The sequence below is a fragment of the Kitasatospora sp. NPDC059648 genome, from assembly GCF_042734825.1.
In the GTDB taxonomy this organism is placed as follows: domain Bacteria; phylum Actinomycetota; class Actinomycetes; order Streptomycetales; family Streptomycetaceae; genus Kitasatospora.
The window spans coordinates 1-19,549 of sequence record NZ_JBHWDU010000024.1 but is presented as its reverse complement, the minus strand read 5'-3'; the positions used below and the strand labels follow the sequence as shown (position 1 = coordinate 19,549).

Annotated in this window: 15 protein-coding genes; 12 read left to right on the top strand and 3 right to left on the bottom strand. The window is 70.8% G+C overall.

Annotated elements, in window-relative coordinates; translation table 11 throughout:
- Positions 1 to 208: 208 nt before the first annotated feature.
- Positions 209 to 1,603 (bottom strand): aspartate aminotransferase family protein, encoded by a 1,395-nt coding sequence (locus ACFV1W_RS16875; RefSeq protein ID WP_380417250.1) that lies wholly within the window; start codon positions 1,601 to 1,603, stop codon positions 209 to 211.
- Entirely contained in the window at positions 1,600 to 2,073 is a 474-nt protein-coding gene (locus ACFV1W_RS16870; protein WP_030243538.1) for an Lrp/AsnC family transcriptional regulator, read from the bottom strand. The genes ACFV1W_RS16875 and ACFV1W_RS16870 overlap by 4 nt, the downstream gene beginning before the upstream one ends.
- A 250-nt stretch (positions 2,074 to 2,323) precedes the next feature.
- Here ACFV1W_RS16870 and ACFV1W_RS16865 point away from each other — a divergent pair, with 250 nt between their 5' ends.
- The 3 genes from ACFV1W_RS16865 (at position 2,324) to ACFV1W_RS16855 (ending at position 6,667) form a co-directional block, all read left to right on the top strand.
- A complete protein-coding gene (locus tag ACFV1W_RS16865; protein WP_380417248.1) occupies positions 2,324 to 3,817 on the top strand; it encodes a gamma-aminobutyraldehyde dehydrogenase in 1,494 nt (497 codons plus the stop codon).
- 221 nt (positions 3,818 to 4,038) lie between these two features.
- Entirely contained in the window at positions 4,039 to 5,397 is a 1,359-nt protein-coding gene (locus ACFV1W_RS16860) for an aspartate aminotransferase family protein (RefSeq protein ID WP_380417246.1), read from the top strand.
- A 67-nt stretch (positions 5,398 to 5,464) separates the two neighbouring features.
- Entirely contained in the window at positions 5,465 to 6,667 is a 1,203-nt protein-coding gene (locus ACFV1W_RS16855; RefSeq protein WP_380417245.1) for a spermidine/putrescine ABC transporter substrate-binding protein, read from the top strand.
- A 14-nt stretch (positions 6,668 to 6,681) separates the two neighbouring features.
- On the opposite strand, the gene ACFV1W_RS16850 is transcribed toward ACFV1W_RS16855, so the two are convergent.
- Complete coding sequence (locus ACFV1W_RS16850) at positions 6,682 to 8,337, bottom strand: PucR family transcriptional regulator (protein WP_380417243.1); 1,656 nt, start codon at positions 8,335 to 8,337, stop codon at positions 6,682 to 6,684.
- Positions 8,338 to 8,583: 246 nt separating this feature from the next.
- Between ACFV1W_RS16850 and ACFV1W_RS16845 the strand changes: the two genes are divergently transcribed.
- The 9 genes from ACFV1W_RS16845 to ACFV1W_RS16805 all read left to right on the top strand — a co-directional run bounded on the left by ACFV1W_RS16845 (position 8,584) and on the right by ACFV1W_RS16805 (position 18,933).
- The gene (locus tag ACFV1W_RS16845; protein ID WP_380417241.1) at positions 8,584 to 10,095 is read left to right on the top strand and encodes a gamma-aminobutyraldehyde dehydrogenase; all 1,512 of its coding nucleotides are present in this window, start codon (positions 8,584 to 8,586) and stop codon (positions 10,093 to 10,095) included.
- 54 nt (positions 10,096 to 10,149) lie between these two features.
- Positions 10,150 to 11,409, top strand: a complete 1,260-nt coding sequence (locus ACFV1W_RS16840; RefSeq protein ID WP_380417240.1) for a spermidine/putrescine ABC transporter substrate-binding protein — start codon at positions 10,150 to 10,152, stop codon at positions 11,407 to 11,409.
- A gap of 37 nt (positions 11,410 to 11,446) precedes the next feature.
- Complete coding sequence (locus ACFV1W_RS16835; RefSeq protein ID WP_380417238.1) at positions 11,447 to 12,586, top strand: ABC transporter ATP-binding protein; 1,140 nt, start codon at positions 11,447 to 11,449, stop codon at positions 12,584 to 12,586.
- Positions 12,583 to 13,527: an ABC transporter permease gene (locus ACFV1W_RS16830; RefSeq protein ID WP_380417236.1), complete on the top strand. Its 945-nt coding sequence runs from the start codon at positions 12,583 to 12,585 to the stop codon at positions 13,525 to 13,527. Before ACFV1W_RS16835 ends, ACFV1W_RS16830 begins: the two co-directional genes overlap by 4 nt.
- Positions 13,527 to 14,330 carry an ABC transporter permease gene (locus ACFV1W_RS16825; RefSeq protein WP_360233257.1) on the top strand — a complete coding sequence of 268 codons (804 nt, stop codon included), beginning with the start codon at positions 13,527 to 13,529 and terminating at the stop codon, positions 14,328 to 14,330. The genes ACFV1W_RS16830 and ACFV1W_RS16825 overlap by 1 nt, the downstream gene beginning before the upstream one ends.
- Positions 14,331 to 14,391: 61 nt before the next feature.
- On the top strand, positions 14,392 to 15,786 hold the full coding sequence (locus tag ACFV1W_RS16820) for an NAD(P)/FAD-dependent oxidoreductase (RefSeq protein ID WP_380417234.1): 1,395 nt from the start codon (positions 14,392 to 14,394) through the stop codon (positions 15,784 to 15,786).
- 117 nt (positions 15,787 to 15,903) lie between these two features.
- The gene (locus tag ACFV1W_RS16815; RefSeq protein WP_380417232.1) at positions 15,904 to 16,335 is read left to right on the top strand and encodes a hypothetical protein; all 432 of its coding nucleotides are present in this window, start codon (positions 15,904 to 15,906) and stop codon (positions 16,333 to 16,335) included.
- Between the two features lie 73 nt (positions 16,336 to 16,408).
- Positions 16,409 to 17,173, top strand: coding sequence for a hypothetical protein (locus ACFV1W_RS16810; RefSeq protein ID WP_380417230.1), 765 nt, complete (start codon positions 16,409 to 16,411; stop codon positions 17,171 to 17,173).
- 236 nt (positions 17,174 to 17,409) lie between these two features.
- Positions 17,410 to 18,933 carry a CoA-acylating methylmalonate-semialdehyde dehydrogenase gene (locus ACFV1W_RS16805; RefSeq protein ID WP_380417228.1) on the top strand — a complete coding sequence of 508 codons (1,524 nt, stop codon included), beginning with the start codon at positions 17,410 to 17,412 and terminating at the stop codon, positions 18,931 to 18,933.
- Positions 18,934 to 19,549: the final 616 nt, after the last annotated feature.

The window sequence follows — 19,549 nt, the reverse complement described above, 5'->3', positions numbered from 1 at the left end:
CCGCAGGGATATGACAGTCGTCAGATTAGAACGACCGGGACCGGTCGCGGTTGCGGCGCTCTGGGCCATCACGGGCAAATCACCCGCATTCAGGCATGTTTGGTCGTACGACTGTGATGTTCGGGGGCGGTGGCGCGGACGCCGAAGGGCGGCCCCGCGAGGTGCGGGACCGCCCTTCGGCGGAGGGTGGGAAGGAGGGCTCAGGGGATCAGAGCTTCGCCCACGCGTCGGTGAGGCTGGTCCGCAGGATCTGCTCGATCTCGTCGAAGGTCGACTGGTCGGAGATCAGCGGCGGGGCCAGCTGGACGACCGGGTCGCCACGGTCGTCGGCGCGGCAGTACAGGCCGTTGTCGAAGAGGGCCTTCGAGAGGAAGCCGTAGAGCACGCGCTCGGTCTCCTCGTCGTTGAAGGTCTCCTTGGTGACCTTGTCCTTCACGAGCTCGATGCCGTAGAAGTAGCCGTTGCCGCGGACGTCGCCGACGATCGGCAGGTCGCGCAGCTTGCTCAGGGTGCCCAGGAACGCCGACTCGTTGTCGAGCACGTGCTGGTTCAGGCCCTCGCGCTCGAAGATGTCGAGGTTGGCGAGCGCCACGGCCGAGGAGACCGGGTGGCCGGCGAAGGTGTAGCCGTGCAGGAAGGTGTTGTCACCCTTGTAGAACGGCTCGGCGATGCGGTCGGAGATGATCGTGGCGCCGATCGGGGAGTAGCCCGAGGTCATGCCCTTGGCGCAGGTGATCATGTCCGGCACGTAGCCGAACTTGTCGGCGCCGAACATGGTGCCGAGGCGGCCGAAGGCGCAGATGACCTCGTCGGAGACCAGCAGCACGTCGTGGCGGTCGCAGATCTCGCGCAGGCGCTGGAAGTACCCGGGCGGCGGCGGGAAGCAGCCACCGGCGTTCTGCACCGGCTCGACGAAGACGGCGGCGACGGTCTCGGGACCCTCGAAGAGGATGGCCTCCTCGACCTGGTCGGCGCACCAGCGGCCGTACGCCTCGGGGTCGACGGTGCCGTCGGGGCCCTCCAGGTAGTGCGGGGCGCGGTAGATGTTGGTGTTCGGGGCCTTGTGGGTGCCCGGCACCAGCGGCTCGAACGGGGCCTTCAGGCCCGGGAGACCGGTGATGGACAGCGCGCCCTGGGGGGTGCCGTGGTAGGCGATGGCGCGGGAGATGACCTTGTACTTGGTCGGCTTGCCGGTCAGCTTGAAGTACTGCTTGGCGAGCTTCCAGGCGGTCTCGACGGCCTCGCCGCCACCGGTGGAGAAGAAGACCTTGTTCAGGTCGCCCGGGGCGTAGTTGGCCAGGCGCTCGGCCAGCTCGACGGCCTTGGGGTGCGCGTAGCTCCAGATCGGGAAGAACGCGAGTTCCTTGGCCTGCTTGGCGGCGACCTCGGCGAGCTCGGTGCGGCCGTGACCGGCCTGCACGACGAACAGGCCGGCCAGGCCGTCGATGTACTTCCGGCCCTTGTCGTCCCAGATGTACGTGCCCTCGCCCTTGACGATGGTGGGCACGGGGGAGTTCTCGTACGACGACATGCGGGTGAAGTGCATCCACAGGTGGTCGTAGGCGGTCTTGGAAAGGTCCTTCTGCGCCGGGTCGGCTGTCATCGGGTGCCCCAGGTGTAGGTCTGTTTCCGGAGCTTCAGGTAAACGAAGCTCTCGGTGCTCCGCACGCCGGGAAGCGCGCGGATGCGCTTGTTGATCAGTTCGAGCAGGTGCTCGTCGTCCTCGCAGACCAGTTCGGCCAGGAGGTCGAACGAGCCTGCGGTGCAGACGACGTAGTCGACCTCGTCGAGGGCGGCCAGCGCGTCGGCGACGGGTTCGATGTCGCCCTCGACCCGGATGCCGACCATCGCCTGGCGGGTGAAGCCGACGGTGAGCGGGTCCGTCACGGCGACGATCTGCATCACGCCCTGGTCGAGCAGCTTCTGGACGCGCTGCCGTACTGCTGCCTCGGACAGGCCTACGGCCTTGCCGATGGCGGCGTACGGGCGGCGCCCGTCCTCCTGGAGCTGCTCGATGATCGCCTTGGAGGCGGCATCGAGGGGAACGCTCGCGTTCCGGTCGCGGTTGGCCACGCGGCCACTGTGCCTGATCGTTCCTCCGTTCGCAAGCGCGGAAACTGCTGATTTCGTCGTTGTCTTGGAAATAGCATGCGGATTTCATCGCTCACGAGCATTACGTCTGTCGATAACAGCAGTCGTGCGGCTACTCTGGCACGGTACGCGCGCGCCACCGCAGGGCGACGCGCATTCCGCCACCAGTGGACCGCGCCGCTACGGGCCCGGCCACTCGGCGCCCTTCGTAGGCCGGATCCGCCGACGTACCATGGCGCCGGAATCTGCAACGCCGCAGGCCCAGACCGAGGAGAGACCCGTGAGCGACCTTCGCACGCTGCGCAACTACATCAACGGTGAGTTCGTCGACGCGGCAGACGGCCGCACGCTCGACATCGTCGACCCGACCACCGGCGAGGTGTACGCGACGTCGCCGCTGTCCGGTGCCGCTGACGTGGACGCCGCCATGGCCTCGGCCGAGGCCGCGTTCCCGATCTGGCGCGACGCCACCCCGAGCACCCGGCAGAAGCTGCTGTTGAAGATCGCCGACGCGATCGAGGCCCGGGCCGACGAGATCGTCGACGCCGAGGTGCGCAACACCGGCAAGCCCCGCGCGCTGACCCTCTCCGAGGAGATCGGCCCGATGGTGGACCAGATCCGCTTCTTCGCCGGTGCCGCCCGCCTGCTGGAGGGCAAGGCCGCCGGTGAGTACATGGACGGGATGACCTCGATCATCCGCCGCGAGCCGGTCGGCGTCTGTGCCCAGGTCGCGCCGTGGAACTACCCGATGATGATGGCCGTGTGGAAGTTCGCCCCGGCCATCGCCGCGGGCAACACCGTGGTGCTGAAGCCCTCGGACACCACCCCGGCCTCCACCGTGCTGCTGGCCGAGATCATCGGCGGCATCCTGAAGGACCTGGAGCTGCCGGCCGGCGTCTTCAACGTCATCTGCGGCGACCGCGAGACCGGCCGGCTGATGGTCGAGCACAAGACCCCGGCGATGGCCTCCATCACCGGTTCCGTCCGGGCCGGCATCCAGGTCGCCGAGTCCGCCTCCAAGGACGTCAAGCGCGTCCACCTGGAGCTGGGCGGCAAGGCCCCGGTCGTGGTCTTCGAGGACGCCGACATCGCCGAGGCCGTCGAGGGCATCTCGGTGGCGGGTTACTTCAACGCCGGCCAGGACTGCACCGCCGCCACCCGCGTGCTGGTGCACGAGTCGATCCACGACGCCTTCGTCGAGGCGCTGGCCAAGGCCGCGGCCGAGACCAAGACCGGCGGCGTGGACGACGAGGACGTGCTGTACGGCCCGCTGAACAACGCCAACCAGCTGAAGCAGGTGGCCGGCTTCATCGAGCGGCTGCCCGCCCACGCCAAGGTCGAGGCCGGTGGCCACCGGGTCGGCGACAAGGGCTACTTCTACGCCCCGACCGTCGTCTCCGGCCTGCAGCAGGACGACGAGATCATCCAGAACGAGGTCTTCGGCCCGGTCATCACCGTGCAGAAGTTCACCGACGAGGACCAGGCCGTCGAGTACGCCAACGGCGTCGAGTACGCGCTGGCCTCCTCGGTGTGGACCAAGGACCACGCCCGCGCCATGCGGATGTCGCGCCGCCTGGACTTCGGCTGCGTCTGGATCAACACCCACATCCCGCTGGTCGCCGAGATGCCGCACGGCGGCTTCAAGAAGTCGGGCTACGGCAAGGACCTGTCGTCCTACGGCTTCGAGGACTACACCCGCGTCAAGCACGTCATGACCGCGATCTAGCGGGTCGTGGCCGTCGGGCGCAGGATGACCGCGATCTAGCGGGTCGTGGCCGTCGGGCGCAGGATGACGGCGATCTGATCGAAGTAGAAGCGTCCGAACTGACGAAGGGCCCGGGGTGTTTCACCCCGGGCCCTGTCGCTTTGCACCCTGTCGGCGGCTCGGGCGAGCGGCTGACAGGATGAAACTGCCCTTCGAGCGCGGGCGCCCCTAGCCTTACCGGCATGAGCATCCCCACCGCTGACTCAGCCGCCGGCCAGGCCGTCAAGGCCGCCGACCGCGCGCACGTCTTCCACTCGTGGTCCGCCCAGGCGCTGATCGACCCCCTCGCGGTGGCCGGCGCCGAGGGCTCGTACTTCTGGGACTACGACGGCAACCGCTACCTCGACTTCTCCTCGCAGCTGGTCAACACCAACATCGGCCACCAGCACCCGAAGGTGGTCGCCGCGATCCAGGAGCAGGCGGCGAAGCTCTGCACCATCGCCCCCGGCTTCGCGGTCGAGTCGCGCAGCGAGGCGGCCCGGCTGATCGCCGAGCGCACCCCCGGCGACCTGGACAAGATCTTCTTCACCAACGGCGGCGCCGAGGCCGTGGAGAACGCCATCCGGCTGGCCCGGCTGCACACCGGCCGGCAGAAGGTGCTGTCCACCTACCGCTCGTACCACGGCGCCACCGCCAACGCGATCGCCCTCACCGGCGACCCGCGGCGCTGGGCCAACGAGACCGGCGTCTCCGGGGTGGTGCACTTCTGGGGCCCGTACGCCTACCGCTCCAACTTCCACGCCGAGAACGAGGCGCAGGAGTGCGCGCGGGCGCTGGAGCACCTGGAGCAGGTGATCGCGTTCGAAGGGCCGGGCACCGTCGCGGCGGTCATCCTGGAGACGGTGGTCGGTACCGCGGGCATCCTCGTCCCGCCGCCGGGGTACCTGGCCGGGGTGCGGGAGATCTGCGACCGCTACGGGATCGTGTTCATCCTCGACGAGGTGATGGCCGGCTTCGGCCGCACCGGCGAGTGGTTCGCCGCCGACCACTGGGGCGTCGTGCCGGACCTGATGACCTTCGCCAAGGGCGTCAACTCGGGCTACGTCCCGCTGGGCGGCGTGGCGATCAACGCGGAGATCGCGGCCACCTTCGCCGAGCGGCCGTTCCCCGGCGGGCTGACCTACTCCGGGCACCCGCTCGCCTGCGCCTCTGCGGTGGCCACCATCAACACCATGGCGGAGGAGGGCATCGTCGAGAACGCCAAGCACATCGGCGAGACGGTGCTCGGCCCCGGGCTGCGCGAGCTGGCCGAGCGGCACCCCTCGATCGGCGAGGTCCGCGGCCTCGGCGTGTTCTGGGCGCTCGACCTGGTGAAGGACCGCTCGACCCGCGAGCCGCTCGTCCCCTACAACGCCGCGGGCGGCGACAACGCGCCGATGGCCGAGCTGGCCGCCGCCTGCAAGCAGCGCGGGCTCTGGCCGTTCGTCAACATGAACCGCTTCCACGTCGTCCCGCCGTGCACCGTCACCGAGGAGGAGGCCAAGGCCGGCCTCGCGGTGCTGGACGAGGTGCTGTCGCTCACCGACGCGCACACTGTCTGACGTACCTCCCAGGACGGCCCCGGGCACGGCGTGTGTCCGGGGCCGTCCCACGTTCCGGAAGGCCCCCATGTCCAGCAGCACCACCCTGACCCGACGCTTCCCCAACCCCCGTGTCGTGCGCCGACGTTCGCTGCTCGGCGGGGCCGCGCTGCTCGGCGCGGGCGCCCTGGCCGGCTGCGGCATCCCGTCCGCGTACGTCGCCGAGGACCGCCGCTCGGCGCCGGACCGCTCGGAGCGCGACAAGCGGCTCGACTTCTCCAACTGGACCCAGTACATCGACACCGACGACCAGGGCCGGCGCCCGACCCTGGACGCCTTCACGGAGAAGACCGGGGTCGAGGTCACCTACACCGAGGACATCAACGACAACGACGAGTTCTTCGGCAAGATCAGCCCGGTGCTCACCCAGGGAGCCGACCCGGGCCGGGACCTGATGGTGATCAGCGACTGGATGGCCGGCCGGTACGTCTCGCTCGGCTGGGTGCAGGCGATGGACCGGGCCAACCTGCCCAACGTCACCGCCAACCTGGACCCGCAGCTGGCGAACCCGGTGTTCGACCCGGGGCGCAGGCGCAGCGTGCCCTGGCAGTCCGGGATCACGGGCATCGCGTACAACCGCAAGGCGCTCGGCCGGGAGCTCAAGTCGACCGCCGACCTGTGGGCGCCCGACCTCAAGGGCCGGATCACCCTGTTCGCCGGGCTGGACGAGGCGCTCGGGCTGCTGATGCTCTCCCAGGGCGCGGACATCGCGCGGTTCGGCGACGACGACGCCCACAGGGCGATGGACCTGGTGCAGAGGATGGTCGACACCGGCCACGTCCGCCGCTTCACCGGCAACGACTACACCAGCGACCTCGCCTCCGGCGCGGCCATCGCCTGCCAGGCCTACTCGGGCGACGCCGTCCAGCTCACCGCCGAGAACCCGGACATCGCCTTCGTGGTGCCGGAGGAGGGCGGGGAGCTGTGGGCGGAGAGCCTGATGATCCCCAACCGGGCCGTCCACAAGCGCAACGCCGAGCTGCTGATCGACTACTACTACCAGCCCGAGGTGGCCGCCGAACTCGCCGCGGCCGTCCAGTACATCTGCCCGGTGCCGGCCGCCCGCGAGGTGCTGGCGGGCAGCGGGGACAAGGACAGGGCCGAACTCGCCGAGAACCCGCTGGTGTTCCCGACCGAGGAGATGCGCGCCCGGCTGCACGGCATGCGTGACGTCACCTCGGCCGAGCGGCCGGAGCTGCACAAGGTCTGGGGGCGCATCACCGGGGTGTGAGCCCAGGACGCGGCCTATCGCCGGACGGCGTCCAGGGCGAGCAGCGCCACGTGCAGGGACAGGCAGGACTCCACCTGGTCGAGGTCGACGCCCAGGATCCGCTCGACCTTGTGCAGCCGGTCGTAGAAGGACGGCCGGGACAGGTGGGCGGCGTCGGCCGCCGCCGACTTGTTCCGGCCCTGGTCCAGGTAGATCCGCAGCATCTGCACCAACTGGCCGTTGTGCTCGGCGTCGTGGGCCAGCAGCGGCCCCAGCTCCCGCTCCACGTACGTCTGCAGTCGGGCGTCGTCGCGCAGCAGGTGGAGCAGGCCGCGCAGCCGTACGTCCGGCAGCCGGTAGTAGGAGGCGGTGCGGCCGCCGCCGGGCGCGTCGTGCAGGGCCGCGTCGGCGACCTGGGCGGCCTCCAGCAGGGTGCGCCGGGCGTCGCGGACCGAGCCGACCGAGGAGCCGACCGCGACCACCGGGCCCGGGGCGTCGGCGCCCTCCCGGCCGGCCTCGGCGGACATCCGGCGCAGGGTGGCGGAGAAGGCGTCCAGCGCGGCGTGCTCGTCCTGCTGGGCGCCGAGCGCGATCAGCAGGCCGACACCCTCGTCGTCCAGCGCGCCGACCAGCGCGGAGAGCCGGCAGGCCCGCACCGCGCCGGCCGCGAGCTCGGTGAAGTCGCGCAGCCGGGCCTGCGCCTCCAGCGCGGCCGGGATCGGCCCGCGGCGCTGGCGCAGCACCACGCCGACCAGCCGCCGGCCGTCCAGCGGGACGCCGAGCGCCTGGGCGCGCAGGGCCACCTCGGAGACGGTCAGCGCGTGGGTCAGGATGCCGGAGAGCAGGGTGCGGTGGGTCTGCCGCTCCAGGCTCTCCCGGTCGCGCACCACCAGCCGGTTGAGTGCCAGCGCGGAGGCGCCGCGCTCCAGCAGCATGGCGTGGGGGTGCGGCTCGCCCTCCGGCAGCGGTCCCGGCTCGTGGACCAGCACCAGTCGGCCCCAGTCCTGGCCGCGGGCTCCGACGGTGGTGACCAGCCAGCCGCTGCGCGGGTCGTGGCCGGTGCGGCCGGGCGGGCGGACCCCGCGCGAACGGCGTTCCCAGTCCTCCAGCAGCTCGGCCTCCGGGCGCCCGGCGGTGTCGTGGGCGAGCACCTGGTGGGCCAGGTTCTCCAGGACCACCGGCGCGCCGGCCATCCGGGCCACCTGGCGGATCACCTCGGGCGGCTCGGCGCCCTCCACCACCAGCTCGTTGAACACCTGGTGGACCGACTCGGAGATCCTCAGCTGCTCCAGCTGGGCGTTCACCACCAGGGCGTGCACGGCCTCGGTGACGGCGACGAAGCGCACCTCCCGGCGGAGCGCGACCAGCGGCAGCCCGCGCTGCTCGGCGGCGTGCACCAGGGCGCGCGGCAGCGAGTCGAAGTAGCGCCGGCCGAACTCGACCACCAGCCCGGCCACGCCGACCTCGTCCAGGTCGCGGACGTAGCGGGCCAGGCCCTCGCGGTCCTCGGGCAGCGCGATGCCGGTGGTCAGCACCAGCTCGCCGCCCTGGAGCATTCCGGCGACGTCGGGCAATTCGCTCACGTGGACCCAGCGGACCGGCCGTTCCAGGCGGTCGGCTCCCGCCACCACCTGGGGCAGGCCGCGCCGCATCACCTCCAGGTCGAGCACTCGGGCGACGGTGGGGAGCATCGCAGGCCTCCAGAGTCGGGAGGAGGGAACGGTACACAGGGTGTCAGGTGAATCTTCCATCGTCCCGACGACCTGTCGCCCTGAGAGGAGCCTTGCAGTCTGTAAGGCCCTTCGTGGCGAGACTGGCGAAGTGACCCTTGTCACGTCAACCCCGCAATTGGCAAGGTCAGCGGGACCGCAGGCCCCCACTGCGGAAGCGTTTCGCCGCAGCGCGCGGTCGAACCGCCGGCACTTGGAGGAACCCAGATGGACCTGACCGACTTCGGCGCGGGCGCGCAGTACATCGCGGGCCGTCAGACCCGGGGGAGCGGCGAACCCTTCCAGGTCGTCAACCCCGCCGACGGCAGTGTGGTCGAGCAGGTCGCGCTGGCCACCGCCGCCGACGTGGACGCCGCCGTCGCCGCCGCGAGGGCCGCCCTGCCCGGCTGGTCCTCCGCCACCCCGGGCGCCCGGTCCGAGGCGCTCACCCGGCTGGCCGCCGTACTGGCCGACGCGGCGGACGACCTCGCCCGGGTGGAGACCGCCCAGACCGGCAAGCCGGTCAAGCTGGCGACCGAGTTCGACGTCCCCGGCACCGTCGACAACGCCGCGTTCTTCGCCGGCGCCGCCCGCAACCTGGAGGGCAAGGCGGCCGGCGAGTACTCCGGCGACCACACCTCCTACGTGCGGCGCGAGGCGATCGGCGTGGTCGGCTCGATCTCGCCGTGGAACTACCCGCTGCAGATGGCCGCCTGGAAGATCCTCCCGGCGATCGCGGCGGGCAACACCATCGTGCTCAAGCCGGCCGAGCTGACCCCGCTGACCTCGCTGATGTTCGCCCGGGCCTGCACCGAGGCGGGCATCCCGGACGGGGTGGTCAACGTGATCACCGGCGCCGGGCGCACGGCCGGCGAGCACCTGGTCTCGCATCCCGACGTCGCGATGGTCTCCTTCACCGGCTCCACCGCCGTCGGGAAGCGGGTCGCCGAACTCGCCACCGCGAGCGTCAAGCGCACCCACCTGGAGCTCGGCGGCAAGGCCCCGTTCGTGGTCTTCGACGACGCCGACCTGGACGCCGCGGTGCACGGCGCCGTCGCCGCCTCGCTGATCAACGGCGGCCAGGACTGCACCGCCGCCACCCGCGCCTACGTCCAGCGCCCGCTCTACGACGCCTTCGTGGCCGGCGTCGCCGAGCTGTACGCGGCGATCCGGATCGGCGACCCGCGCGACCCCCGCACCGACCTCGGCCCGCTGGTCTCGTACGCCCACCGGGACCGGGTGGCGGGCTTCGTGGAGCGGGCCCGCTCCTACGCCACCGTCGTCACCGGCGGCCCCGCCCCCGCGAAGGGACACGACAGGAGCGACCTCACCCGCGGCGCCTACTTCGCTCCCACCCTGATCACCGGCGCTCCCCAGGACAGCGAGGTGGTCCAGGGCGAGGTGTTCGGCCCGGTGCTGGTGGTGCTGCCCTTCGACGGCGACGACGAGGGCCTGCGGCTGGCCAACGACACCCCGTACGGCCTGGCCGCCTCCGCCTGGACGAGCAACGTGCACCGCTCGCTGCGCGCCACCCGGGAGATCGCCGCCGGGTGCGTCTGGGTCAACGACCACATCCCGGTCATCAGCGAGATGCCGCACGGCGGTTACAAGGCGTCCGGCTACGGCAAGGACATGTCCCAGTACTCGCTCGACGAGTACACCCAGGTCAAGCACGTCATGTTCGACACCACCGCGGTCGCCCGCAAGGACTGGCACCGCACCGTCTTCGGAGACCGATAAACCCTCGGCAGGGTGCCCCCCCACGCACCCTTCTTCCCCCAGGAGGCCCGTTCCATGGCGTTCAAGGCGTTCAACGAGCTCACCGACGGTCTGCCCGAACCCGTCCGCAAGGCCTGGGAACGCAGTCTGACCAGCGGTCGGGCCGCGGTCGGCCGCCGCACCCTGCTGCGCGCCGCCGCGCTGACCGCCGGAGCGGGCACCCTGGCCGCCTGCGGCATCCCCGCGGCGCCCCGGGCGACCGGCGACTCGACCGCCAACGCCGCCGCCGACCTCTCGGACAGCGAGAAGGAGGTCGACTTCTCCAACTGGCCGCTGTACGTGGACACCGACGAGAAGGACAAGGAGAAGCACGGCACCCTGGACGCCTTCACCGCGGCCACCGGCATCGAGGTCAAGTACAACGAGGACGTCAACGACAACGTCGAGTTCTTCGGCAAGGTCAAGCCGCAGCTGGCGGCCGGCCAGGACACCGGCCGTGACCTGGTGGTGCTCACCGACTGGATGGCCGCCCGGCTGATCCGGCTCGGCTGGGCGCAGAAGCTGAACCCGGCGAACGTCACCACCGCGATCACCAACGTCGACGCCCGCTTCCGCGCCCCCGACTGGGACCCGGGCCGGCTCTACACCTACCCCTGGGCCGGCATCCAGACCGTGGTCGCCTACAACCGGAAGGCCACCAGGGGCAAGGAGGTCACCAGCGTCTCCCAGCTGCTGGACGACCCCGAGCTCAAGGGCCGGGTCACCTTCCTCTCCGAGATGCGCGACAGCATCGGGATGGTCCTGCTGGACATGGGCAAGGATCCGGCGACGTTCACCGCCGACGACTACGACGCCGCGATCGCCCGGCTGCAGAAGGCCGTCGACGGCAAGCAGATCCGCCGGTTCACCGGCAACGACTACGGCCAGGAGCTGTCCTCCGGGGACATCGCGGCCTGCGTCGCCTGGGGCGGCGACCTGATCCAACTGCGCGCCGACAACCCGGACATCGAGTTCGCCATCCCCGACAAGGGCTACCTCGCCTCGACCGACAACATGCTGGTCCCGGCCAAGGCGCGGCACAAGACGAACGCGGAAAAGCTGATCGACTTCTACTATCAGCCGAAGATCGCGGCGCGGCTGGTCGCGGGCATCGGCTTCGTCTCCGCCGTCACCGGGATGAAGGACGAGCTCGCCACCCTCGCCCCGGACAGCGCGGCCAACCCGCTGGTCGTACCCACCCCCGAGATGGCGGCCAAGGCGCACGTGTTCCGAACCCTCACCGAGGGCGAGGAGAGCGACTTCGAGCAGAAGTTCTCCAAGCTCATCGGCGCCTGACCCCCGCCCCCGGCAGAAAGACCCAGGAAGACACCCCATGACAGACCAGCTGCGCGACGCGACCGGCGGCGACGTACGCCTCACCGGCATCGGCAAGACCTACGGCTCGTTCACCGCCGTCCACCCGCTCGACCTGACCGTCCCCCAGGGCTCCTTCTTCGCCCTGCTCGGCGCCTCCGGCTGCGGCAAGACCACCACCCTGCGCATGATCGCCGGCCTGGAGGAGCCCACCAGCGGCACCGTCCTGATCGGCGGCCAGGACGTCACCGCCCTCCCCCCGTACAAGCGGCCGGTGAACACCGTCTTCCAGAGCTACGCCCTCTTCCCGCACCTGGACATCTTCGAGAACGTCGCCTTCGGCCTGCGCCGGCGCGGGAAGAAGGACGTCAAGAAGCAGGTCGACGAGATGCTGGAGCTGGTCGAACTCGGCCAGTACGCCCGGCGCAAGCCGCACCAGCTGTCCGGCGGCCAGCAGCAGCGCGTCGCGGTCGCCCGCGCGCTGATCAACCACCCCCAGGTGCTGCTCCTGGACGAGCCCCTCGGCGCCCTCGACCTCAAGCTGCGCCGCCAGATGCAGCTGGAGCTCAAGCGGATCCAGACCGAGGTCGGCATCACCTTCGTGCACGTCACCCACGACCAGGAGGAGGCCATGACCATGGCCGACACCATCGCGGTGATGAACGGCGGCCGGGTCGAGCAGCTGGGCGCGCCCGCCGAGCTCTACGAGAACCCCGCCACCACCTTCGTGGCCAACTTCCTCGGCCAGTCCAACCTGCTGCCCGCCGAGGTCACCGGCGGTGCGGGCGAGGACCTGCTGGTCAGCGTGGCCGGCACCCGCCTCGCGGTGCCGAAGGCGCGTTGCTCCGCCGGGGCCGAGCGGGTCCACCTGGGCGTGCGCCCGGAGAAGATCACCATCACCCACGCCACCGAGCAGGTCGCCGAGGGCCGCAACAAGCTGGCCGGCACCGTCCTCGACTCCAGCTTCATCGGCGTCTCCACCCAGTACGTGGTGCGCACCGACGGCGGCCAGGAGGTCACCGTCTTCGAGCAGAACATGGAGCGCGACGCCCGGATCGTCCCCGGCGCCGCCGTGCAGCTGCACTGGAACCCGGCGCACTCCTTCGCCCTGGACGCCGCCCAGGCGATCGACGCGGGCACCGCGGAGGAGGCCGCGTGACCACCACCACCCCGGCCGCGCCGCCGCAGGCCAAACCCCCGTCCGGCAGCTCGCCGTCCGGCGCGTCGTCGAAGCCGAGGCGCAAGCTCACCCCGTACTGGCTGCTGCTGCCCGGCACAGCCTGGCTGGTCGTCTTCTTCGCCGTGCCGATGCTGTACCAGGCGTCCACCTCGCTGCAGACCGGATCGCTCGAAGAGGGTTTCAAGGTCACCTGGCACTTCTCGACCTACTGGGACGCCCTGGTCGAGTACAAGTGGCACTTCGTCCGCTCGTTCTCCTACGCGGCCATCGCCACCGCGCTCTGCCTGGTCATCGGCTACCCGCTGGCCTACACCATCGCCTTCAAGGCGAACCGGCGCTGGCGCAACGTCGTCCTGATCCTGGTCATCGCGCCGTTCTTCACCAGCTTCCTGATCCGCACCCTGGCCTGGAAGACCATCCTGGCCGACGGCGGCCCGGTGGTCGGCGCGCTCAACGCCCTGCACGTCCTGGACGTCACCAACGCGCTCGGGCTCACCTCCGGCGACCGGGTGCTCGCCACCCCGCTCGCCGTGGTCTGCGGCCTGACCTACAACTTCCTGCCGTTCATGATCCTGCCGCTGTACACCTCGCTGGAACGGATCGACCCCCGGCTGCACGAGGCGGCCGGAGACCTCTACGCCCGGCCGTTCACCACCTTCCGCAAGGTCACCTTCCCGATCTCGCTGCCGGGCGTGGTCGCGGGCACCCTGCTCACCTTCATCCCGGCCTCCGGCGACTACATCAACGCCCAGCTGCTGGGCTCGCCGAGCGAGCAGATGGTCGGCAACGGCATCCAGAAGCAGTTCCTGAACGTGCTCGACTACCCCACGGCGGCCGCGCTGAGCTTCATCCTGATGGCCCTGACCCTGGGCATGGTGACGGTCTACATGCGCAAGGCCGGGACGGAGGAACTGGTCTGATGTCCCGCATCCTGAAGTGGGTCCGCGCCCATCTGGTCGTCCTGGCCGGCCTGCTGGCCCTCGCCTACCTGGTGCTGCCCAACCTGGTCGTGCTGGCCTTCTCGTTCAACAAGCCGGTCGGCAAGTTCAACTACGAGTGGAACGAGTTCTCCACCGACGCCTGGACCAACCCCTGCGGCGTGGCCGACATGTGCCAGTCGCTCTCGCTCAGCCTGCAGATCGCGGTGCTCGCCACCATCGGCGCCACCGTGCTCGGCACCATGGTCGCCTTCGCACTGGCCCGCTACCGCTTCCGCGGCCGCTCGGCCACCACCGCGATGATCTTCCTGCCGATGGCCATGCCCGAGGTGGTCATGGCCGCCTCACTGGGGACGCTGTTCCTCAACATGCGCATCCCCTTCGGCTTCACCACCATCCTCATCGCGCACATCATGTTCTGCCTCAGCTTCGTGGTGACGGCGGTCAAGGCGCGCGTGATGAGCATGGACCCGAGGCTCGAACAGGCCGCGCAGGACCTCTACGCGACCCCCACCCAGACCTTCCTGAGGGTCACCCTGCCGCTGGCCGCCCCCGGCATCGCCGCCGGCGCGCTGCTCAGCTTCGCGCTCTCCTTCGACGACTTCATCATCACCCAGTTCAACTCGGGCCCGACCACGGTCACCTTCCCGATGTTCGTCTGGGGCGCCTCGCAGCGCGGCATCCCGGTGCAGGTGAACGTCATCGGTACCGCGATGTTCGTCGCCGCGGTCGCGCTGACCGTCGCGGGCCAGTGGCTCGGCAACCGCCGGAAGGCCACCGCCTGACCCACGGTCGGTCATCGACGGCCCGTACTTCCGTCTATCCGCAGAAAGTGGCTGATAATGCATGGACTCCGCCCGCGCACTCAGTGACGCCAGGCCCACCCCCTTCTGGCTGGAGGACCCCGGCCGGCCGCAGGCGCTGCCCGCCCTGGTCGGCGACACCACCTGCGACCTGCTGGTCGTGGGCGGCGGCTACTCCGGTCTGTGGACCGCCCTCATCGCCAAGGAGCGCGACCCGTCCCTGGACGTCGTCCTGGTCGAGGGCAACGAGGTCGGGTGGGCCGCGTCCGGGCGCAACGGCGGATTCTGCGCGGCCAGCCTCACCCACGGCTTCGGCAACGGCCTGGAGCGCTGGCCCGCCGAACTCGCGCAGCTGGAACGCCTCGGCGCCGCCAACCTGGACGCCATCGAGGCCACCCTCAAGCGCTACGGCATCGACGCCGAATGGGAGCGCACCGGCGAGATCGACGTTGCCACCCAGCCCCACCAGGTCGAGGAGCTGCACGAGGTCGCCGAGGCCGTCACCCGCTACGGCTTCGACATCACCGTCCTGGACGCCGACCAGCTGCGGGCCGAGGTGAACTCGCCCACCTTCCTCGGCGGCCTCTGGGACAAGGAGGGCGTGGCGATGGTCCACCCCGCCAAGCTCGCCTGGGGCCTCAAGGAGGCCTGCCTCGGCCAGGGCGTACGGGTCTTCGAGCACACCCGGGCCACCGAGCTGCGCGAGCACGGCAGCGGCATGGCCGCCCGCACCCCGTACGGCCGGGTCTTCGCCCGCCGGGTCGCGCTCGGCACCAACGTGTTCCCGTCCCTGCTCAAGCGAGTCCGCCCGTACGTCGTGCCGGTGTACGACTACGCGCTGATGACCGAGCCGCTCAGCGACGAGCAGCTCGCCGCGATCGGCTGGCGCGGCCGGCAGGGGCTCGGCGACAGCGCCAACAAGTTCCACTACTTCCGGCTCTCCGCCGACAACCGGATCCTCTGGGGCGGCTACGACGCGGTCTACCACTACGGCGGCCACGTCCGGCACGAGTACGACCAGCGGCCGGAGACCTTCCGCACCCTGGCCAACCACTTCTTCCGCTGCTTCCCGCAGCTGGAGGGGCTGCGCTTCACCAACGCCTGGGGCGGTGCCATCGACACCTGCAGCCGGTTCTCGGCGTTCTTCGACACCGCCTACCGCGGCAAGGTCGCGTACGCCGTCGGCTACACGGGGCTCGGCGTGGGTGCCACCCGCTTCGGTGCCGAGGTGATGCTCGACCTGCTCGCCGGCGAGCGCACCGAGCGCACCTCGCTGGACATGGTGCGCTCCAAGCCGCTGCCGTTCCCGCCCGAACCGGTGCGCTGGGCCGGGATCGAGATCACCACCCGCTCGCTGGAGTGCGCCGACCGCAACGGCGGCCACCGCAACCTCTGGCTGCGCACCCTCGACCGGCTGGGGCTCGGCTTCGACAGCTGATCCCGCCGGACGGGTCACGCGGCCCGTGTAAGAGGGACCCGCCGTCCGCCTCTCCTTTGGTGACGGCGGGTCCGGTACGTCCCGCCGCGCCCGAACGGCGAGAAGCGGGGACACGACATGGAGAGCACCGGACTGAACTGGCTCATCCAGGTGGCACCGGACCCGGAGGCCTTCCGGGCGCGGTGGGCAAACACCGGACTGGGCCTGACACTGCTACCGGCCGGGCGCCGCTGGGACGTCCTCTCCGTCCCCGGGCGGCTCGGGCGCCCGGCCCTGGACGTCCTGGTCACCGGTTCCTGCGGCCCGGTCCTGACCGACTCAGGGGAGGAGCACCTCGGCTTCCTGGTGCCGGTCGGCACCGCGGCGCGCTGGATCGGCACCGGCGTGCGCTGCGCGGGGGAGGGCACCTGGATCGTCGTCCCCCACCCCGGACGCAGCAGCCTGGGCGTGTGCTGGCTGGTGCCGCCCGACGGCTCCGGGCGGCTCAACGACCCCGTGCTGCTGGAACTCGCCCTGCACGAGGCGGCGGCCGGGCTCGGCGGCTGGTAGCAGGCGGCCGACGGGGCCGGGGCAGCCTCTCGGCGACGGCGCGCGGGGCGGGCGCCCGGGTCAGACTGGAACCATGACCAGCGCCCCGCACGCCGTCGACGCGTCCCTCCGACCGGGCGCCGCCCAGCTGCGCCTGGCAGCCCTGGCCGGGCCGGTCTGCACTCGCTACGGGCTGGCGCTGGCCGGTGGGCACGCGCTGCGCGCCCACGGCGTCCCGGCCTGCCCGCAGGACGGACTCACCCTGGCCACCGGCGGTGCCGACCTGCCGGAGGTGGCCGCCGCGCTGGCGGAGGCGTACCGCGCGGCGGGCGGCGGGGTCGCCGCGCGGCCCGGCACGCCGCGCCTGGAGCAGCTGACCGTACGGCTGGCGCTGGGCGGCCGGTCGCACTCGGTGGAGCTGTGGAAGGAACCGCTCGGCCACCGCCCGGTCCGGCTGGACTTCGGCGCGCCCGAGCCCGGCGAGCCGCCGGTGCTCCTGCCGGTGGTCGCCCTGGAGGACGCGGCGGCGCTCGCCACCGCGCTGCTGGTCGACCGCGGCATGCCGCGCGACCTGATCGACGTGCACGCCCTCACCCGCGACTACCGGGAGGGCGAACTGCTCGCCCTGGCGACGGAGTTGGACCCGGATTTCCAGCCCGGCGGGCTCGCCGACCGGCTGGAGACGCTGGCCGAGGCGGCGGACGGCCGGTTCCGTGCCCGCGGTGTCGAGGCCGGGGCGGTGGACGGGCTCAAGCGGTGGGCACTTGCCTGGGCGCAGGACCTGCGCCTGGACCTGCTGGAGACCCAGGAAGCGGCGGACGGGTTGCACGACCCGTACCTGGAGGACGAAGAGTTCTGAGGCGCCCCGGGGCCCCGGGGCGGACGGCGACACACGTTCGGACCAGTGACCGGACGACCTGTAAGGCTGAATCCGGGATCCCCGTCAGCCTGTTCGTTGAGCCGCGCCCCGGTGGCCACCAGACTGGGAGACGAGCGCGGTAGCCCCGTGAATTCCCGTCGCCCGGCCTCTCTCGCGGGCGGCGCCAGACCGGACCGGTGGCAGGACGCCGCCCGGGACTTCGGAGGCAGACGGACTTGAGCAAGCACATCATTCACTGGATCGGCGGCAAGCCGGTCGCCACCGCCGGTGCGGCGCCCCGTCGCGGCGACGTCTTCGACCCGGCCACCGGCCAGGTCGCCGGACAGGTGGACTTCGCCGGGATCGCCGAGGTCGACCAGGCAGTGGCTGCCGCGGCCTCGGCCTTCACCGAGTGGCGCACCGCCTCGGTGGCCAGGCGGACCACGGTGCTCTTCGCCTTCCGCGAGCTGCTGAACGCCCGCCGGGACGAGCTGGCCTCGATCATCGTGTCCGAGCACGGCAAGGTGCACTCGGACGCGCTGGGCGAGATCGCCCGCGGCCTGGAGGTCGTCGAGTACGCCTGCGGCATCCCGCAGCTGATCAAGGGCGGCTTCACCGAGCAGGCCTCCACCGGCATCGACGTCTACTCGATCCGCCAGCCGCTCGGCCCGGTCGCGGTCATCTCGCCGTTCAACTTCCCGGCCATGGTGCCGATGTGGTTCTTCCCGATCGCCATCGCGGCCGGCAACACCGTCGTGCTGAAGCCCTCGGAGAAGGACCCGTCGGCGGCCAACTTCCTGGCCGAGCTGTGGAAGGAGGCCGGGCTGCCGGACGGTGTCTTCAACGTGGTGCACGGCGACAAGGTCTCCGTCGACCGCCTGCTGGAGCACCCGGACATCAAGTCCGTCAGCTTCGTCGGCTCCACCCCGATCGCCCGCTACGTCTACGAGACCGGTACCCGCTACGGCAAGCGCGTGCAGGCCCTGGGCGGCGCCAAGAACCACATGCTGGTGCTGCCCGACGCCGACCTCGACCTGGCCGCCGACGCCGCGGTCAACGCCGGCTTCGGCGCGGCCGGCGAGCGCTGCATGGCCGTCTCCGTCCTGGTGGCCGTCGACCCGATCGGCGACGAGCTGGTCGACAAGATCAAGCAGCGGATCGCCACCCTGAAGGTCGGCCCCGGCTGCAACGGCGACTCCGAGATGGGCCCGCTGGTCACAGGCCAGCACCGCGACAAGGTCACCTCCTACGTCGAGTCCGGCGTCGCCGACGGTGCGGAGCTCGCCGTCGACGGCCGCAAGCACCCGATCGCCCCCGAGGACCGGAACGGCAGCCCGACCAGCGACGGCTTCTGGCTCGGCCCCACGCTGTTCGACCACGTGAAGCCCGGCATGTCCGTCTACAACGACGAGATCTTCGGCCCGGTCCTCTCCGTCGTGCGCGTCGCCTCCTACGAGGAGGGCGTGGCCCTGATCAACGCCAACCCCTACGGCAACGGCACCGCCCTCTTCACCAACGACGGCGGCGCGGCCCGGCGCTTCCAGTTCGAGGTGGAGGTCGGCATGGTCGGCATCAACGTGCCGATCCCGGTGCCGGTCGCCTACTACTCCTTCGGCGGCTGGAAGGCCTCCCTGTTCGGCGACGCCCACGCGTACGGCCCGGACGGCGTGCAGTTCTTCACCCGCGGCAAGGCCGTGACCCAGCGTTGGCTGGACCCGTCGCACGGCGGCATCAACCTGGGCTTCCCCACCAACAGCTGAGCCCCCGGCACGGCCAGCCGGACCCCTCGCGGGGCTCCGGCCGGCCCCTTTTGCACGCCGTTTGCATCCGGGGCAGGAAGCGCGTACAGTTCTTCGAGCTGCCTGGCAGGGAGCACCGGACACGCATCGGCGCGGACGGTCCCGGGGCGGCCAATCCCCTGAAACACCACTTCTCGGTTCGTGCCGGCTGTTTCGCTTTTCGCGTCTCGGCTCGGTGCTTATTCGGCGTGTGCGTTTTATCGGATTGCAGTCGGGCTCGGCTGGATTCGCTTTTCGGAGCGGTGGTCGGCTAGAGTTTGGAACGTCAGACGGTGCGTCAAGCGCCGGAAGACACCGGCGAGTTGGATGACGAAGCCCCGGAAAACGGAGCGGAAGACATCTGATAAGCTGGAAACACGAAAGAACGAAGCGCCCGGAGGGCCCGCTGGAAGGCGGTCCGAAGGAAGTGTCCGTTCCTTGAGAACTCAACAGCGTGCCAAAAGTCAACGCCAGATATGTTGACATCCCCGGCCTCGGTCTTGTGATCGGGGTTGGAGATTCCTTTTGAAATAACACTAGCGAGGACGCAGTGCGCGGGGCCGCCCTATTCCGGTGGTTGCCGTGCCGCTCAACGCGG